Here is a 16261-nt window from a genome sequence, read left to right on the forward strand (position 1 = left end):
TCAGTGTGCGCCCGTGGCGTGCGCGCTGCCCCGATGGCCGGGGCGTGCCAGCAGCAGGTGTGAAACGCCGATCGAACGTTCCAGGAAGCCGCCCTCGCAGTAGGCCAGGTAGAACTCCCACAGACGGCAGAACCGGGCGTCGAACCCCTGCGCATGCACTGCAGGAAGCTGTGCGAGGAATCGCTGGCGCCACGCCCGCAGCGTGAGGGCATAGGAATGGCCGAAGTCCTGCTGCGCCAGCAGCTGCAGATCGCTGGCACGGGTCTTGGCGGCCATGATCGCGTTGATGGAAGGGATGAAGCTGCCGGGGAACACGTGGCGCTTGATGTAGTCCACGCTTCGGCGCGCCTGCTCGTAGCGGTGGTCTTCAATGGTGATCGCCTGCAGCAGGGCCAGCCCGTCCGGCTTGAGCAGCCGTTGCAGGGTGGCCATGTAGGTGTCCAGATACTGGGCGCCGATCGCTTCGATCATCTCGATCGAGACCAGCTTGTCGTACTGCCCGTCGAGGTCGCGATAGTCCTTCATCAACAGGGTGATGCGATCCTCCAGGCCCGCGGCACGGACCCGCGCCACGGCGAGCGCATGCTGCTCGGCGGAGATCGTGGTGGTAGTGACATGGCAGCCGTAATGCTGCGCGGCATGCAGTGCGAACCCGCCCCACCCCGTGCCGATCTCGACCACCCGGTCTCCGGGTGCCAGGCGCAGCTGCTGGCAGATGCGATCGAGCTTGCGCCGCGAGGCGTCCTCGAGCGTGTCCTGCTCGCTGGCGAACAGTGCCGATGAATACATCAGGTCCGTTGACAGGAACAGGGCGAAGAAGTCGTTGCCGAGATCGTAGTGAGCCGCGATGTTGCGCCGGCTGCCTTCGCGGCTGTTGCGGCGCAGCCGGTTCCAGCCGCGCAGCAGCCAGCCGCCGATGCGTGCCGGGCCACGTTCCATGCCGTCCAGCAGATCGCGGTTGCGCACCAGCAGGCGTACCAGCGCAACCAGGTCGTCGCATTGCCAGTCGCCATGGATGTAGCTCTCGCCTGCGCCTACGCTGCCTTGTGCGGCGACTTTGCGGTAGAACGCCGGGTCATCGATGGTCACAGTGACATGCAGTTCCCCCGCAACGTCGCCCAGCAGTGTTTCGCCGAGGGCATCCCGTACCCGCAGCTGGCCTTCGCGCAGCGGCGCAAGCTGGGACAGCAGGCGTTGGCGCAGGTATGCGTCGAGCGCGCCGGCCCGGGGCATGGCTGCCGATGGAGTCATCTCGTTCATCGCGGTTTTCCGGCAAGTGAGGGGTGGTCATGGACCGGGTTGCGCTTGAGCCACAACCGCAGCGCATGCCAGTGAATCGCCGCAACGACCTGCACGGTCATCAAGGGATACAGGGTGAGCACCTTCGCCAGGCCGCGCCCGTCCAGCGGTCGTCGCTGCATGTGCTGCGTGGCGTCGAACTGGCGCACGCCCTCCTGCAGAACCTGCATGTGGACCCTGAGGTCCTCGCCGGGCGTGCTGAACCGCCAGTCGTAGGTGCAGTCCATCGCCATGAAGGGCGACACATGGAAGCGCTTCTGGAACTGCCAGCGCAGTGAGCCCGGCTCGCTGGCCGCTTCTGCCACTGACAGGACGTAGGCGTGGCGCTCTTTCCAGGGCGTATTGGTGATGTCGGCCACGATGCAGTCCAGTGTGCTGCCGTCAGGCTGGTAGCAGTAATAGAAACTGACCGGGTTGAAGACGTGCCCGCCGAAGCGCAGATGGGTCAGCAGGCGGATGGGGCCCGCCGGGCGATGACCCCGCACGCCTGCGACATGGCGGCGGACCGCCTCGGGAAGCGGCATCGAGGGGTCACCGAAGTAGTCGCTGCGCCGGAACTCCGCCAGATTGCGGCGGTTCAAGGACCACAGCCATCGTCCGGCAAAGATCGTGTCCAGCTCGTCGAGATCAAGCAGCAGCTGCGCGACCGGGTAGCGGAAGGCGTGCGCGTGCGGCTGGTGCCTGCGGTGTATCACGTGGCCGAAGTAGAGGGCGCTGGCGCTCATGCGGCGGCCTCGTCCTGCGTCATGGGACGTGGCTGCGGCGAACAGGTCCGCATCGCGTCGACGACACGACGGGCACTGCGGATGCCATCTTCGTGGAAACCCCACCCCCAATAGGCTCCGGCGAACCAGGTGTGGCGGCGGCCCTGTACGTCGGCCCAGCGCTGCTGGGCTCGGACCGCAGCATGATCGTGCACCGGGTGTGCATAGCTCATGCGACGCAGTATGCGGCGTGGGTCGATCGCCTCGGTGCGGTTGAGCGTCACGACCAGCGGGATGTCGCCGGGCAGTCCCTGCAGCAGGTTCATGCAGTAGCTCACGGTGCAGGGAGCGGCGGGATCGCGCGGCACATGCGCGTTCCATGCAGCCCATGCCTTGCGGTTGCGGGGCAGCAGGGATGCATCGGTGTGCAGTACGACGTCGTTGGGCTGGTAGCGGATGGCACCGAGTACGTCACGCTCGATCGGATCGGCATCGGCCAGCAGTGCCAGCGCCTGGTTGCTGTGGCAGGCGAGGATCACTTCATCGAATCCTTCCACGCCCGCAGCGCTGTGCACGCGCGCGCCACAAGGCATCCGCTCGACGGCGAGGACGGGACACTCCAGGCGCTCGTGCACCCGCCAGCGGCGGCGCAGGGCGTCCACGTAGCGCGCCGAACCACCTTCCACCACGCGCCACGGCGCGCGGCCGGTCATCTGCAGCATCTGGTGGTTGGCCATGAACTGGGCCAGGTAGCGTGCGGGGAAGTCCAGGACGGTCGCCGTCGGCGACGACCACAACGCCGACGCCATCGGCAGCAGATGCTCGTCGACGAAGGCCTTGCCATAGCGCTGGCTGCGCAGATAGTCGCCCAGCGTTGGGCCTTCCCGCTCGGCCAGCAGCAGCGGCGCATCGCGGTAGAAGCGCCGCAGGTCGGAGAGCATTCCCCAGAAGCGCGGCGAAACGAGGTTGCGTCGCTGGCAGAACAGGCCGTCCAGCGAGGTGGCGTTGTACTCCACGCCCGAACGCTCGCTGTGCATGGAGAAACTCATGGTGGTGGGCTGCGAGGTGACGCCCAGCTCGTCGAACAGCGCGCTCAGCAGCGGATAGTGCAGCGGATTGAACACGATGAACCCGGTGTCCACAGCCATCCGCGTCCCGCCCAGCTCGATGTCGTGGGTGTGGGTGTGTCCGCCGAGATAGTCGTTGGCCTCGAACAACGTGACGTCATGTTCGCCGTCCAGCCACCATGCACTGGCCAGACCAGAGATTCCCGAGCCGATGACTGCGATGCGCATGTCAGTATCTCGCCTTGTCCAGGACCCACGCAGGGATGGGTTTGAGCCCGCTGACCAGCCGCAGGGCGGCCATTGCGCGCAGCCCGTACCAGGTCATGTCCACCTCCCACCAGCGGAAGCCCTGCCTGACCGAGCCGGGGAAGAAGTGATGATTGTTGTGCCAACCCTCGCCGAAGGTCAGCAGTGCCAGCCACAGATTGTTGCGGCTGTCGTCACGGGTATCGAAGCGGCGCCGGCCGAAGCGATGCGCCAGCGAGTTGATGGTGACGGTGGCATGGAACAGGACGACGGTGGAAACGAAGAAGCCCCAGACCAGAAGCTGCGGCCCGGACGTGTGCAGGCCGGGCGCTGCCCGTTCGAGCAGTTCGCCCAGTGCATAAAGGCCTGCCGCCAGCAGTACCGGCACTGCGATGTCGAAGCGGTCCAGCCAGCGCAGTTCCGGGAACCGGGCCAGATCAGGCACCCGGGCAAGGTCGGTGGTGAATGCCTCGCGGGTCAGGAACCAGCCCATGTGACTGCGCCAGAATCCGCGCTGGCGTGGGGAATGGGGGTCCTGCGGCTGGTCGGCGTGGCGGTGGTGATGCCGGTGGTGCGCGGCCCACCACAGCGGGCCGCGCTGCACGCTGGAGGCGCCGATCACCGCGAATACGAACTGCACCCAGCGCGGCGCCTGGAAGGTTCGATGCGAGAAGTAGCGGTGATAGAACGCGGTGATCGCAAACATCCTGATCGCGTAGAGCGCAGCTGCCACGGCCACGGCGATCCAGGACACCCCCACCCAGATCACACCGAGGCAGGCCAGGTGCATCAGTGCGAATGGCACCGCGCGCAGCCAGTCGATCCGATCCGCACGCCCACTGTCGGTGTCCATTGCAGTGCCGGCGTCGAACCAGCGCCGGATGGTGCTCAGAAGGCGTTCGCGTCGGCTGCGGAGGGGGCGCTGCGGAAGCCATGGGGCGGATCTCGAGAGAGGCGTGTGTTTCTCTACGCAGCAGGGCGGGAAATGGATGCGCCTCGTCGCAGATTCTTCGTCTTCCTGTTTGTCTTCACTTCGCCGTAACGGCGCACCCGGCGACCAGAGGCCGCGCCCACGCCTGCTGCCACTGGCTGTCCGGCTGGGGCGCAGGCGGGCTGTCGAAGCGCACCACCACGGCGGGGTAAGTGCCACGTGCATCGCGCAGGTTGCTGGTGCCGCGGAACTCCAGCAGGCGACGATCGGCCTCGGCGTAGACCAGTGACAGGCGTGGGGCCACGCCGCCATACCAGGTGTCCAGCTGGACCTCGAATGACTGTGCAGCCAGCCCGCGCCAGCGGTTCGCACCACGCCAGCTGACCTTGACCGGATAGAAGCGCTGGCGCCCGGGGACGAGAAAGGGCAGGGTCACCTCGGCTCCCTGCAGCAGCGGTGTCCAGTGCTGGCGCACGGCCGCATCGAAGCCGGCATCGACGACTGCACCGGCAGGCGCTGGCAGGCGTGCCTGCCGCGATGTGGACGAGGCACTCTCCTTCCACGAGATGCGGACTGTATCGCTGGACATCTCCACGTCAGCCTGCTGACCGGAGCGCTGGTCGAGCAGCCGGTAGCCGCGCGCCAGCGGTCGATCCGTGGCCGCCATGTGTTTTCTTGCAAAGGGCTGGCCGTCCGGGCACAGGTACTGGACCCAGCGCTCGGCGCCTTCCGTGGCGCCCCGCTGCCAGTGCATCTCGCGGTAGGCCACCCGGCCATCCGGCAGGGTGGCGATGCCCTCGTTGTGCAGCAGGGTGGCCGCGAGGGCGGGGCAGGGCAGGCACAGCAGCAGGAGAGTGATGCGCATCGAAGGCGCTCCGGCGGGGGGACGTCCTGGCATACGCGGCAGGGCCGTTGCTGGATGCAGGTCGGCGCTGCATCCAAACGGGCCCGTGGCCCGTACTCAGGACAGACCTTCACCAGCCCGCCGCGACCGCAGATGTACCCTGACGCCGCCAGCCCTCCCGTTCCCTTCGACACCGCCCGCCTCGTGTCCAGTTCCCAGCAGCCCAGCACTGACGCACTGAACTGGACCGGTGACATGGACGCGGTGGCGCGGTTGCGCGACCGCGACTGCTTCATGCGCATCTATGACCACTTCATGCCCAGGTTGTGCGTCTATCTGCGCGGACTCGGCGTGCCGGATGCCGTGGCTGAAGAGCTTGCGCAGGAATGCCTGTTGAAGGTGTGGCTGCGCGCTGGAGACTACGATCCGGCGCAGGCGGCACTGAGTACATGGCTCTACCGGATCGCCCGCAACCTGCATATCGACCGGGTCCGGCGCGAGCGCAGCTGGATGCAGGTCCAGGCGGCCGTCGAAGAGGCCGCTGCCGCGGACCTGGTCGAGCGCAGCAGCGCCGAGCAGTTTGCCGACCATGCACGGCTGCGCCAGCGCATCAACGAACTGCCGGCCGTGCAGGCGCGCATGGTCCGGATGTCGTACTTCGAGGCCAAGAGCCACGGTGAGATCGCCTCCATTCTGGGCATGCCGCTGGGGACCGTGAAGTCGCATCTCCGCCGCGCATTCCTGCGCCTGCAGTCGCGGATCGGAGGTGCGCAATGAGCCCGCAGCACCATCTGCACGAATCGACGTTGATGAGTTATGCGGCCGGCGCACTGCCGGCGCCACTGAGTATCGTCGCCGGCACGCATCTGGAGCGCTGCCCGGTGTGCCGGCAGCGCCTGCGGGAGGCTGAGGCGATCGGTTCGGCGCTGCTGGAACACACCCAGCCTGCGCTTGCCGAAGACCGCCGGGACGCCCTGCGCGAGGCCATGCTGGCCCATCTGTCCTCGCAGGCGGTCTCAGCAGCGGCCGAGCCATCATCGCCACGGGAGGTGCCGCATGAACGGCCGGAGGCTGATCCGGACTACCTGCCGGCATCGCTGCACCCGTATTTCGGCAGGTCACTGGCAGCGCTGCGTTGGCGCTGGATGGCGCCTGGCGTGCACTGCATCCGGGCCGAACAGATGCCATCGTTGATCATGCTGAAGATCGCACCCGGAAAGTGCCTGCCGATGCACAGCCACGGGCGCAGCGAGCTGACGCAGATCCTGCGCGGTTCCTACAACGATGCGTTGGGCCTGTTCGCGCCTGGCGATGTCGCGGATCTTGACGAGGACGTTGAGCACCAGCCGGTGACCGCGCCGGGCGTGCCATGCATCTGTGTATCCGCGCTGGATGCTCCGCTGGTGTTCAGTGGTTGGCTGGCGCGGCGCATCCAGCGTTTCGTGAAACTCTGAGCCTTATGGACAGCCACGCCGCCCCTGGCCGCATGAAGCTGCTCGTTGCCGGCGCAACGGGGCTGGTGGGGCAGGGCGTTGTCCTGGCCTGCCTGGAATCGCCCCGGGTGCAGCGTGTCACGGCACTGGTCCGCAGGCCGGGCAGCCGGCCGGGGCAGCAGGTCGCCGAACTGCTGCTCGCCGATTTCCGGCAGGCCGCCGGCAGTGTTGACCTGTTTTCGGGATTCGACGCCTGCCTTTACTGCGCCGGAGCGCCGCCGGTGGGAACCCGCGAAGCCGAGTACCGCGCGGTGACCTTCGATGCCACGCTTGCCGTGGCTTCGGCGTTCGCCCAGGCATGTCCGCAGGGGCGCTTCCTGTACGTGTCCGGGGCGCATGCCGATCCGCAGAGCCGCATCATGCCATTGCGGGTGAAGGGGCAGACCGAACAGGCACTGGCCCGCTTGCCGATCCGTACGGTGATGTTGCGACCAGGCGGTGTCCAGCCTGTTGCAGGTACAGGCACGGTGCATTCGTGGATGAAGCCACTCTATGGTGTCGGCGCCCCGGTGCTGGGGCTGGTCGCACGCATGGCCCCTTCCATCGCGACCAGCAATGTGGCCCTGGGGCGGGCGATGATTGCATTGGCCGACATGCCACAGCCGCCGGGCGTCGTTGAGTGCGCGCAGATCAACCGGCTCGGAACCAGACAAGGGCCCTGAGCCGGCGCGCGCCCCGGTCCGTCAGCTGGAGGACGCCAACACGCCGCGGATCGATTCGGCCAGATCGGCGCGCGTGAATGGCTTGCTCAGCAGCGCCGCAGAGCGGCCCGCGCCCCCCGGGGCGTCATGATCGCGCGGATAGCCGGATGTGAACAGAATCGCCACCTCAGGCCAGCGCTCCCGGACTTCGCGACCCAGTTCCCAGCCGGACATGCCGGGCATCACGATATCGGAGAACAGCAGATCGATGCGCGCGTCCGGGCGTTCCAGCAGGCGCAGCGCGGACGGCCCGTCATGTGCCTCCAGCACGCGGTAGCCCAGCTGGCGCAGGGCGTCGACGGTGTATGCGCGGACATCGTCATTGTCTTCAGCGACCAGGATGGTTTCGCCGCGCTGTTCATAGCCGGCCAGGCCTGCTGCCGGCGCGGGAGATTCACAGGGCAGTGGCAGCGGCGAGCGCGGGAACATCATGGTGATGCTGGTTCCTCCGCCCTCCACGGAGTCGATCAGGACGTGGCCGCCGGACTGCTTGACGAAACCATGCACCATGGAGAGCCCCAGGCCCGTGCCACGCCCCACCTGTTTCGTGGTGAAGAACGGCTCGAACACCCGCGCCAGCGTATCGGCCGGCATGCCGTGGCCGTTGTCGCGGACACGCAGCATCACGTACTCGCCCGGAGCCGCATCGGGGAACAGGGCGGCGTAGTCGCCGTCGAGATGGCTGTTGTCGATCTCGACCTTCAGCCGGCCGCCGCTGGGCATCGCATCGCGTGCATTCACCGCGAGGTTGAGCACGGATGCCTCCAGCTGCGCGACGTCCAGTTCCACGCACCAGATGCCGGCAGCCGTGCTGATCTCCAGTCGCACCAGCTCGCCCAGCGCCCGCTGCAGCATGTCCTGCATTCCGAGCATGCAGTCGTTGAGGTTGACGGCCTGGCTGCGCAGCGGCTGGCGGCGCGCGAAGGCCAGCAGCCGCTGGGTCAGGCTTGCCGCGCGCGAGACGCCCTTCAGGGCGTTGTCCAGTGCGCGTGTGGTCGCCTCGGCCGACGCTCCAGGATGGCCGCTCAACAGCATCGCGTGCTCGACGTTGCCGGAGATGACCGTCAGGATATTGTTGAAGTCATGGGCGATGCCGCCGGTCAGCTGCCCGACGGCCTCGATCTTCTGCGCCTGCCGGAGTGCATGCTCAGCCTGTAGTCGTGCGGTGGTCTCCACGGCTTCGGACACCACCGCGGTGACCTCGCCGGCGCCGTCCTGCAACGGACGGAATGAAACGTCGAAACTTCGCCGGCCGGTGGGCAGCTCCAGTTCGAGCGAGTGCAGGGAGCTGCGCCCACTTACGGCATCGGCAACCGCCTTGTCGATCACCTCGCTCATTCCGGGCGTGGTGGTGAACCAGGGCGTCTGCCAGTAGGGGGTATCCACAACCTGCGCCTTCTCGGCCAGCACCGCGGCCAGCGAGGCGACGTTGGCGTCGACGACACGCCCGGACAGGTCAAGCAGCACCTGATGCTGGAAGCTGGACTCGAAGATGGACTGCAGACGTCGCTTGCTGGCCCGGAGCTCGGCGGTGCGCGCCTGAACCTGCCGCTCAAGCGACTGGTTGTCCTCGCGCAGGGCCAGTTCGGCGCGCTTGAGCTGGGAAACGTCGCTGCCCACGCAGATGTAGCCGACCACGCGGCCATCGGCTGCGCGCTCCGGTACGCAGTCCATCTGTACGAAGCGCGTCTCACCGCTGCGATGGGCAAGACGTGCCTGGAAGTTGGCGCGCTCTCCCTGCAGGACCTGCTGCAGGCTGGGCAGCGCCTCCTCGAAGGCTGAAATCCCACTGATCTCGCGCGCAGTCCGGCCCTGCAGCTCGGCCAGGCTTACCCCGTGCCAGTCGAGAAACGCACGGTTGGCGAAGCGGAAGCGGTGTTCGTGATCGAACTGCGCGATCAGCGCCGGAACCACGTCGGTGATCTGCTGCAACTGCGCCTGGCTGTCATTCAGCGCCGCCTGGGCCTGAGCCAGCTTGCCACGCTCGCGGGCCTCCTGCCGCGCACGCCGTATCGCGTCCGGCAGTCGTTGCAGCCGCTGCTTCACCACGTAGTCGCGAGCGCCACGGGTCAGGGCCTGCACCGCCAGTTCTTCGGTAAGCGTGCCGGAAACAAAAATGAATGGTGTATGCGGGATGCGTTCGCGCGCCAGAGCCAGGGCCGCATCGCCATCGAAGCCGGGCAATACATGATCGGCGAGGATGACGTCATGCGTGCCGCTGTCGATGGCATCGAGGAAGCCCCGACGCGTCCATACGCGCTCCGCCTCGAAATCCAGGCCGGCCCGCAGCAGCTGGGCGGAGATCAGCTCCGCATCGAGTGCGCTGTCCTCCAGCATGAGGATGCGCAGGCGCTCGCTGCGGTCGGTGATATCACCCATGGTGGTGTCCCGAGCCGTTCGGGCGATGCGGCGGTGGTTGATTGGTGATTCCCCAGAACATGCCAAGACCCTGGATCGCGTCGAAGAATTCCTTGAAATCCACGGGCTTGACCACGAACGCGTTGACCCCCAGCTCATAGCTGCGGATCAGATCCTGCTCCTCCCGCGACGAGGTCAGCATCACGATCGGGGTACTGCTGAGAACGGGATCGCCACGAACCTGCTCGAGCACCTCCAGTCCATTGACCTTCGGCAGCTTGAGATCGAGCAGCACGACCACGGGGCCGCCATGGCGGGCACCGGAAAAGGCGCCCTCGCATCGCAGATAGTCCAGCGCCTCGGCGCCGTCACGCACATGGATGACATCATTGAGCAGCTGGCAACGTGACAGCGCGGCCAGGGTCAACTCAGCATCCTTGGGGCTGTCCTCGACAAGCAGGATCGGCCGCAGGTCCCTCATTGAACATCTCCAGAATGCAGGGGCAGGGTGAAATGGAGGGTGGCGCCTTTGCCCGGCTCGCCCTCGGCCCAGGTGCGGCCGCCATGGCGGCCGATGATGCGGCGCACGTTGGCCAGGCCGATGCCGGTGCCTTCGAACTCCTCGACATGGTGCAGCCGCTGGAAGACGCCGAACAGCTTGTCCACATAGCGCATGTCGAAGCCGCAGCCGTTGTCGCGCACAGTGAAGACATCCTCGCCTGCCGAACGCTCGTGCGCCACTGCGATCACCGCGTGCGTGCGCTCGCGGGTGAACTTCACTGCATTGGACAGCAGGTTCTGCCAGACCAGGCGCATCATGGTGGGGTCGGCCTCAACCTGGGGCAGGTCCCCGATCTGCCAGTGGACGTCGCGTCCGTGGTATTCGAACTCCAGCATCTTCCGCACATCCTCCACCATGGCTGCCATGTCGATGCGTGCGCGACCCAGCGTCGAGCGGCCCATCTGGGAGAAGCTCAGAAGATCATCCACCAGCGTGCCGGCCGATTTGGCCGAATCAACGATGGTGTCGAGGAAACGCCGCTCGGTCTCGTTCAAGCGCTCGCCTGCCGAGCTGCCCAGCAGTTCGGAATAGCCCACGATATGCCGGAACGGGGCGCGCAGATCATGGCTGATGGAATACGAGAACGCTTCCAGCTCCTTGTTGCTGCGCATCAGCTGCTCGTTCAGTTCGGCCATCTCTTCCGCCTTTCGCAGCACGATGTCGACGATGGCGTTGCGCATCTCGAGCGCCGCATCGCAGTCGGCCTCGTTCCACGGCAGGCTGCGCTGCTGCACGGTCTCTTTCCATGCCTCGAATGAATGCCGTGGCGACAGGGCGTCGCTGCCGCCTGCGCTCTTGCGTGGATCGCCACCCCATTTGACCGTGCGTACCACCTCTGGGCGGAACCACATCAGGTAGCTGTCATGCAGCTGGGAGATGGATACGGCGATCACGCCGCTGGCGACATCGCTGAACTGCTCCGCAGGCGGCCAGGCCGCGGTCAGATGATCGGTGAAGTACATTTCCTCGCCCACGTGCGCGGTCGCGAGCCACTGTGCCAGCGCAAGTACCTCCGGATTCCCGGGGCATTGGCCCAGGCGCACGCAGTCGTTCCTGTGCACGATGGCCGCGCCCTGCGCGCCGGTCAGTGAAAGCAGGCTGTCGGGGTCCCGGCGGAGCGCGGCCATGAAGTCCTCGTCGCCGGCCATGCGGCCCAGCAGCTTGACCAGCAAGGACCGGCGCCCGACCCGTTCCTCCACGGCGCGTGCGCGCTGCTTCAGTGCGATCTGCAGCGACAGGATCTGCCCCATGAACTCGCAGGCCGTGCGCACGTGATAGGGCAGCCGGCGCGGCTGTGCGCTGTGGCACGACACCAGCCCCCACAGCTGTCCCTCGTGGATCAGCGAGACCGACATCGATGCCGCCGTGCCCATGTTGCGCATGTACTGCAGGTGCACCGGCGAGACGCTGCGGAGCGTGGAAAGGCTCAGGTCGGTGGGCGGGGCCTGGCGATGATGCCCGGCCCGCACCAGGGGCACGGGCGTGTAATCGCAATCGGCGATCAGCCGCACCCGGTTATGCAGATACAGGGCGCGCGCCTGCGCCGGAATATCCGATTCCGGGAAGCGCAGATCAAGATACGAAGGCAGGATGCCGTTGCCATCTTCGGCCACGACGGTTCCATTCCAGCCGGCGTCGAACTGGTAGACGAGGGTACGGTCGAATCCGGCGATCCTGCGTATGTGCGCAGCCGCCAGCTGGCAGAGATCCTCGACCGTCGCGGCCCCCTCGATGGCGAGCATCAGTTCGCGGATCGCGGGGTACAGCTCCTCCAGCGAGGCGGGTTGACCGGCAACGGGGGCTTCCAGTTCGATCAGAAGATCGTCATCTGAACGATGCGCGAGCAACTGGTGGCGCCCCAGCCCATCCAGGTGGACCGCGCCCAGGTGCAGCGTGCCGCCGGGTGCGATGTGCCGCAGGCGATGTACGAAGGGGCCGATCACACCGCCCAGTGCGTTCTCGACATGCTGCATCAACGGATCACCGTACTGGCGCAGCGCGATGGGCTGGCTAACGGCACATTCCCGCACCAGCAGCGTCAGCGGATCCAGCACCAGCAGCACGCCGTAGGGCTGGATGGCGCCCGGTGTGTGGATGGGTTCCCGCGCACAGTCCGACAGTGCATCGTTCCAGGTGCGATCAGCGGAAGGCATCAAGGGCGGTACTCATGATTCGTGACGGGCCGGGCGGAATGGAATGGTGACGGAAAATGCTGCGGCCGCATACCGTCCGGACGATGTGAATGCCTGTTCACGCATTGCTGAACACTTCAGCTGCGCAACGCCGCACGAATGCAAACGCCTGTTGAGCCGCGCTGCAGGCCTGCTGGCGTTGCTGCTGCGTGAGGGGTTCCGCATCCAGATGCGCGCGGGTGATCCGCCATTGCTCGGCCACGCCTGCAGGCGAAGGTGCAAGGTGACGGGCGCCATGGCCGGCACCCAGCCCCAGCGCGGCCGCGTACTTGAGCAGGACAGCCGAACCCAGGGCAGAACCCTCGACGGTATACAGCCAACCCAATGCCGACGCACGGGATGCGTGCTGCAGCCTGGGACGCCAGGCATGCGCGCGTGGCAGCGGGGCGCCCATATCCAGCAGATCCTGTTCAACCAGCTGCAGTCGTGCCGTTGCCGGAAGCATCAGCCCGTCCATGTACAGCGGCGCGGCGGCGTGGTGGAAATGCCATTGGACCTGGAGAAAGCGCCCGTAGCGCAATGTGGATTCGAACAGGCGTTGCCCGATCAGGAACGCATCGAGGCTGCCGTGCACCGACCGCGTGGCGTCCCTCAGGTACACGCTCAACGGACTACCGGCAGACTGCTGGCAGCGGGCGGGTGGATCGGAGGACGGCAATGGACTGTGCATCTGCGGCACCCTAGCAGAATCGGTCCGCGGCCCGCACAAGATTTCGCGGTCACTGCATGTGCACTGCACACCCGCTGCACGCCGGTTTCCATAACGTACGCAGGACACTTCCACTGGCGCTCCGTCGTGAACCTGCACACACCCCCGAACACGTCCCACTCCATGCGCGCGATGCCGGACAGCTGCCAGTTCCAGCTGCTGGATGTGGATCTTCTGCAGGACCCCGGCACCCGCCGCATCGTTCACCTGTATTCCATGGTGGCACGCTGCCTGCGCTGCGAGACGGTGTTCAAGGCGGTGGAGGGGCAGGGCCTGGTCAGTATGTCGGCCATCCGCGTGCTGCGCTGCCCGACCGGCTGCGGGCAGCAGTCGCTGAAGGGCGCGACCCTGCGCAGCTGGCAGCCTGCGCCTGAAGCAACCGCCTGAAGCGCGCACCGCCTTACAGGGCCCCGGGGTTGGCCTGCCACACCGCGTAGTTAAGTACGGCGGCGAACCCTACCCACAGCAGATAGGGCAGTAGCAGGATCGCCGCCAGCGTCCGGATGCGCGCGAAGGCAATCACGGTGGCGATGATGAGCGCCAGCAGGGCCAGGATATCCACGAAGGCGAGCGCACCCTGTTTCCATCCAAAGAACAGCCAGCTCCATGCGGTGTTGGCTGCCAGCTGCACGACGTAGAGCACCAATGCCACCGTGTTGGGACGCCGTTCCTTCTCGCGCCAGACCAGCCACGCGGCCACTGCCATCAGCGCGTACAACACCGTCCAGACCGGTCCGAACAGCCCGGCGGGAGGCGCCCACGCGGGCAGCGACAGGGTGGAGTAGAAATCCGATGCCGAGATCGAGGCCCGTGCGCCAAGCGCCGCTGCCACGAAGGTCAGCGTAAGCCAGCCGGCCAGTCCAAGGGCCTGCGTTGTTCGTTTCATCGGGCATCCTCGCGTGGGTCTCGAACCAATACGAACGAGTGGCACGTTTGGATGCAGCGCCGGCCGTCAGTCCCCAGGCGCTTGTTGCGCAGGGGCCGCCGAGGCGGGCAGCAGGGAGGGGCGCTCATCAAACCACTCGCGGGCCTTTGCCAGGTGCCAGCGGCGCTGATCGCCGTCGAGCTCGAGGCCGGCGCCGAGCACGCCCCAGCGCAGATAGAGATCGCCGCGCTTGTGCTGACCGGGAAGATCGAGGCGGGCGCGGACGGACCACCGGTCATTCTCCGCAGTCAGCTCGTCCAGGGTGAGATGCCCCGGCCGCCAGCGCAGTGCGGTCTGCGCATCGACCTGGCCAGCGTCGAGCAGCGACAGCACCCAGCGCGGATAGTCGCCGCGCTCGGCAAACACCGCCAGCAGGGGCGAGGCATCGCTCATTGCCACGGCGCCACGTGCGTCCACCTGGAACGGCGACTGTGCATCGATGCGCCCGGACTGGATGTCGATACGTCCGCGCCACGGCGTCTTGCGTGCGACACCGGCCATCTGGATGTTGCGCAGCTCGACGGTGCTGCCGGAGACGTCGAAATGGCGGTCAGTGAAGTTGCCGCGGCGCAGGGCTGCATCCAGCTGCACGTCGCCGGCCAGTGACAGCCCGGCGACCTGCGCACGTGCCTGCCGGCCCAGCAGGCGGGCGCTGCCCTGGCCGATGCGACCATTGGTGTCCAGCCGCATCTCGCCGCTCACCTGGCCGGTGCCGCCGAGCAGCCGTACCTGGTCCGTGCCCAGATAGCGGTTGTAGGCCGCCAGGTCCGGAATGGTGGCGTCACTGAAACGCAGGTGCGCGCGCACACCGTTGCGCAGCTCGCGGATACGGCCGTCACCGCTCAGCGTCACCTGCAGATCGCGGCCATCGAACAGCCGTGTGCGCGGCGCGTCCGTCGGGTTGGCAGTGAAGCGGGGCAGGCGTACCGACAGCTCGGCGCGGGTGGGCGATCCGTCCTTGAGCTCACCATGCGCGCTGGCCGTGCCCGCCATCGTCACGCCGGCAATACCGGCAACCGCTTTGGCGGAGGGAATGTCGACCGTGCTGCCCGCCACCAGTTCACCGTTGCGGAGCTTCAGATCCGCCTGCAGGACGCCGCCGCCATCGAGCTGCAGCCAGGGTTTGCGAACGAACAGCGCGGGGATCCAGTTGAGCGAGGTGAAGGTCCACTCGCCGCGCACCGTTCCCGAGGTACGTTCGATCAACTGGTCGATCTGGCGGAAAGGAATCTCACGGCCAGCAATCCGCAGATCGGCGTCCAGCGCTGCGCCCGTTCCTTCCTTGGGAGGCAGCCGGGCCTGCAGCCGAATGTCGTCGGCGGTGTTGAGCTGCAGGGCCAGAACGCCACGGCCGGGAGCGCCGTCACCGAGCAGCAGGGGCACGTGCCACAGCGCGTGGCTGCCGGGCTGCAGGCGTCCATGGTCCATCCGGATGTCCATCTGCAGTCGCCCCGGCACCGGGGCACTGGCGATCCGCGGCTGCGCCAGGCCGGTATCCAGGCGAAGCCCCTGGCTTCGTGCGTTGACCTCGAGCGCAGCCCGCAACAGGCCCAGTTTGGCCAGGCCGGGCGCCTGGTCGCGGAAATGGCGGGGATAGCTGAAGCGGGACGTGAGTTCTGTGTCCCCCAACAGCTGGACGCCGTCATAGCTGACGTCGGCGGCATCGAAGCGGACCTGGGAATCGAACAGTTCCGACGGACCGCCGCGCAGTTGCTTGAGGAAACCGACCGTTCCGGCTCCCTTGCCGATGATCAGCAGCTTGCCCAGCCGGGCACTGCGGATGCTGTCGCTATGGATGGCGTTGAAGCGCAGCGTCCACCCGCGGGTGCCGCGGGGGGGCGAGGGGACGACCTGATCGACGCGACTGACGTCGGCCGAAACACCGGTCGCCTGCAGCCGCGGCACCCGGACTTCGCGCCGGAACAGGGGGAGGAGGGCAAGGCGCGCACTGGCACGTTCCGCATGCAGCACATAGACCGTGTGGTTGACGTGGCCGCGCATGTGCACGTTCCAGGCGATCACGTGGCCCGGCACCAGTGTGATCGCCGGGCCCGTGGTCATCACGAACTTCTGCGGCTTGCGGTTGGTGACGTTGTCGAACAGCGGCGTGTTGAGGAAGACGTTGCCCGCCAACAGATAGGCTGCGTAGAGGCCGAGCAGGATGTAGAGCGCTGTGCGCCACCGGCGAGGCAAATGCTTGAGGTGCGCGCGGACTGCTGCCATGAACGCT

Annotated in this window: 15 protein-coding genes; 4 read left to right on the forward strand and 11 right to left on the reverse strand. The window is 66.9% G+C overall.

Annotated features, from left to right (window positions below; genetic code table 11):
- The 5 genes from ACZK08_RS09565 to ACZK08_RS09585 all read right to left on the reverse strand — a co-directional run bounded on the left by ACZK08_RS09565 (position 1) and on the right by ACZK08_RS09585 (position 5112).
- Positions 1 to 1260, reverse strand: coding sequence for an SAM-dependent methyltransferase (locus tag ACZK08_RS09565; RefSeq protein WP_065182211.1), 1260 nt, complete (start codon positions 1258 to 1260; stop codon positions 1 to 3).
- Positions 1257 to 2024 (reverse strand): DUF1365 domain-containing protein, encoded by a 768-nt coding sequence (locus ACZK08_RS09570; protein WP_065182212.1) that lies wholly within the window; start codon positions 2022 to 2024, stop codon positions 1257 to 1259. The genes ACZK08_RS09565 and ACZK08_RS09570 overlap by 4 nt, the downstream gene beginning before the upstream one ends.
- Positions 2021 to 3298: an NAD(P)/FAD-dependent oxidoreductase gene (locus ACZK08_RS09575; protein ID WP_065182213.1), complete on the reverse strand. Its 1278-nt coding sequence runs from the start codon at positions 3296 to 3298 to the stop codon at positions 2021 to 2023. The genes ACZK08_RS09570 and ACZK08_RS09575 overlap by 4 nt, the downstream gene beginning before the upstream one ends.
- Before the next feature lies 1 nt (position 3299).
- Positions 3300 to 4169, reverse strand: a complete 870-nt coding sequence (locus tag ACZK08_RS09580; protein WP_478452702.1) for an acyl-CoA desaturase — start codon at positions 4167 to 4169, stop codon at positions 3300 to 3302.
- Positions 4170 to 4344: 175 nt separating this feature from the next.
- Positions 4345 to 5112 (reverse strand): hypothetical protein, encoded by a 768-nt coding sequence (locus ACZK08_RS09585; RefSeq protein ID WP_065182215.1) that lies wholly within the window; start codon positions 5110 to 5112, stop codon positions 4345 to 4347.
- A gap of 132 nt (positions 5113 to 5244) precedes the next feature.
- Here ACZK08_RS09585 and ACZK08_RS09590 point away from each other — a divergent pair, with 132 nt between their 5' ends.
- Genes ACZK08_RS09590 through ACZK08_RS09600 form a run of 3 tightly spaced genes read left to right on the forward strand, consistent with a single transcriptional unit; the run spans position 5245 to position 7246 of the window.
- A complete protein-coding gene (locus tag ACZK08_RS09590) occupies positions 5245 to 5868 on the forward strand; it encodes a sigma-70 family RNA polymerase sigma factor (protein WP_065182216.1) in 624 nt (207 codons plus the stop codon).
- Positions 5865 to 6545: a ChrR family anti-sigma-E factor gene (locus tag ACZK08_RS09595; RefSeq protein ID WP_065182217.1), complete on the forward strand. Its 681-nt coding sequence runs from the start codon at positions 5865 to 5867 to the stop codon at positions 6543 to 6545. Before ACZK08_RS09590 ends, ACZK08_RS09595 begins: the two co-directional genes overlap by 4 nt.
- 32 nt (positions 6546 to 6577) lie before the next feature.
- Entirely contained in the window at positions 6578 to 7246 is a 669-nt protein-coding gene (locus tag ACZK08_RS09600; protein WP_231107772.1) for an NAD(P)H-binding protein, read from the forward strand.
- Between the two features lie 21 nt (positions 7247 to 7267).
- Here the strand turns inward: ACZK08_RS09600 and ACZK08_RS09605 are convergent, their stop codons facing one another.
- The 4 genes from ACZK08_RS09605 to ACZK08_RS09620 form a co-directional block, all read right to left on the reverse strand.
- Positions 7268 to 9664, reverse strand: coding sequence for a hybrid sensor histidine kinase/response regulator (locus tag ACZK08_RS09605; protein ID WP_065182219.1), 2397 nt, complete (start codon positions 9662 to 9664; stop codon positions 7268 to 7270).
- Positions 9657 to 10124, reverse strand: a complete 468-nt coding sequence (locus tag ACZK08_RS09610) for a response regulator (RefSeq protein ID WP_053518529.1) — start codon at positions 10122 to 10124, stop codon at positions 9657 to 9659. Before ACZK08_RS09610 ends, ACZK08_RS09605 begins: the two co-directional genes overlap by 8 nt.
- Positions 10121 to 12358 carry an ATP-binding protein gene (locus ACZK08_RS09615; protein WP_065182220.1) on the reverse strand — a complete coding sequence of 746 codons (2238 nt, stop codon included), beginning with the start codon at positions 12356 to 12358 and terminating at the stop codon, positions 10121 to 10123. The genes ACZK08_RS09610 and ACZK08_RS09615 overlap by 4 nt, the downstream gene beginning before the upstream one ends.
- 97 nt (positions 12359 to 12455) lie before the next feature.
- Positions 12456 to 12998 carry a biliverdin-producing heme oxygenase gene (locus tag ACZK08_RS09620; RefSeq protein ID WP_231107782.1) on the reverse strand — a complete coding sequence of 181 codons (543 nt, stop codon included), beginning with the start codon at positions 12996 to 12998 and terminating at the stop codon, positions 12456 to 12458.
- Between the two features lie 195 nt (positions 12999 to 13193).
- Here ACZK08_RS09620 and ACZK08_RS09625 point away from each other — a divergent pair, with 195 nt between their 5' ends.
- Positions 13194 to 13493 (forward strand): hypothetical protein, encoded by a 300-nt coding sequence (locus ACZK08_RS09625; RefSeq protein ID WP_065175681.1) that lies wholly within the window; start codon positions 13194 to 13196, stop codon positions 13491 to 13493.
- Positions 13494 to 13506: 13 nt separating this feature from the next.
- On the opposite strand, the gene ACZK08_RS09630 is transcribed toward ACZK08_RS09625, so the two are convergent.
- Complete coding sequence (locus ACZK08_RS09630) at positions 13507 to 13992, reverse strand: TspO/MBR family protein (protein WP_065182222.1); 486 nt, start codon at positions 13990 to 13992, stop codon at positions 13507 to 13509.
- 66 nt (positions 13993 to 14058) lie between these two features.
- The gene (locus ACZK08_RS09635; protein WP_065182223.1) at positions 14059 to 16254 is read right to left on the reverse strand and encodes an AsmA family protein; all 2196 of its coding nucleotides are present in this window, start codon (positions 16252 to 16254) and stop codon (positions 14059 to 14061) included.
- Positions 16255 to 16261: the final 7 nt, after the last annotated feature.

The organism is Stenotrophomonas sp. 112478_Sma, from assembly GCF_056479905.1.

Excerpts from the sequence above, each read along its gene's own strand:
- ACZK08_RS09580 (WP_478452702.1), bottom strand. The coding sequence starts at position 4,169 with ATGGACACCGACAGTGGGCGTGCGGATCGGATCGACTGGCTGCGCGCG.
- ACZK08_RS09565 (WP_065182211.1), bottom strand. The coding sequence starts at position 1,260 with ATGAACGAGATGACTCCATCGGCAGCCATGCCCCGGGCCGGCGCGCTC.
- ACZK08_RS09630 (WP_065182222.1), bottom strand. The coding sequence starts at position 13,992 with ATGAAACGAACAACGCAGGCCCTTGGACTGGCCGGCTGGCTTACGCTG.
- ACZK08_RS09570 (WP_065182212.1), bottom strand. The coding sequence starts at position 2,024 with ATGAGCGCCAGCGCCCTCTACTTCGGCCACGTGATACACCGCAGGCAC.
- ACZK08_RS09585 (WP_065182215.1), bottom strand. The coding sequence starts at position 5,112 with ATGCGCATCACTCTCCTGCTGCTGTGCCTGCCCTGCCCCGCCCTCGCG.
- ACZK08_RS09590 (WP_065182216.1), top strand. The coding sequence starts at position 5,245 with ATGTACCCTGACGCCGCCAGCCCTCCCGTTCCCTTCGACACCGCCCGC.
- ACZK08_RS09575 (WP_065182213.1), bottom strand. The coding sequence starts at position 3,298 with ATGCGCATCGCAGTCATCGGCTCGGGAATCTCTGGTCTGGCCAGTGCA.
- ACZK08_RS09610 (WP_053518529.1), bottom strand. The coding sequence starts at position 10,124 with ATGAGGGACCTGCGGCCGATCCTGCTTGTCGAGGACAGCCCCAAGGAT.
- ACZK08_RS09635 (WP_065182223.1), bottom strand. The coding sequence starts at position 16,254 with ATGGCAGCAGTCCGCGCGCACCTCAAGCATTTGCCTCGCCGGTGGCGC.
- ACZK08_RS09600 (WP_231107772.1), top strand. The coding sequence starts at position 6,578 with ATGAAGCTGCTCGTTGCCGGCGCAACGGGGCTGGTGGGGCAGGGCGTT.
- ACZK08_RS09605 (WP_065182219.1), bottom strand. The coding sequence starts at position 9,664 with ATGGGTGATATCACCGACCGCAGCGAGCGCCTGCGCATCCTCATGCTG.
- ACZK08_RS09615 (WP_065182220.1), bottom strand. The coding sequence starts at position 12,358 with ATGCCTTCCGCTGATCGCACCTGGAACGATGCACTGTCGGACTGTGCG.
- ACZK08_RS09595 (WP_065182217.1), top strand. The coding sequence starts at position 5,865 with ATGAGCCCGCAGCACCATCTGCACGAATCGACGTTGATGAGTTATGCG.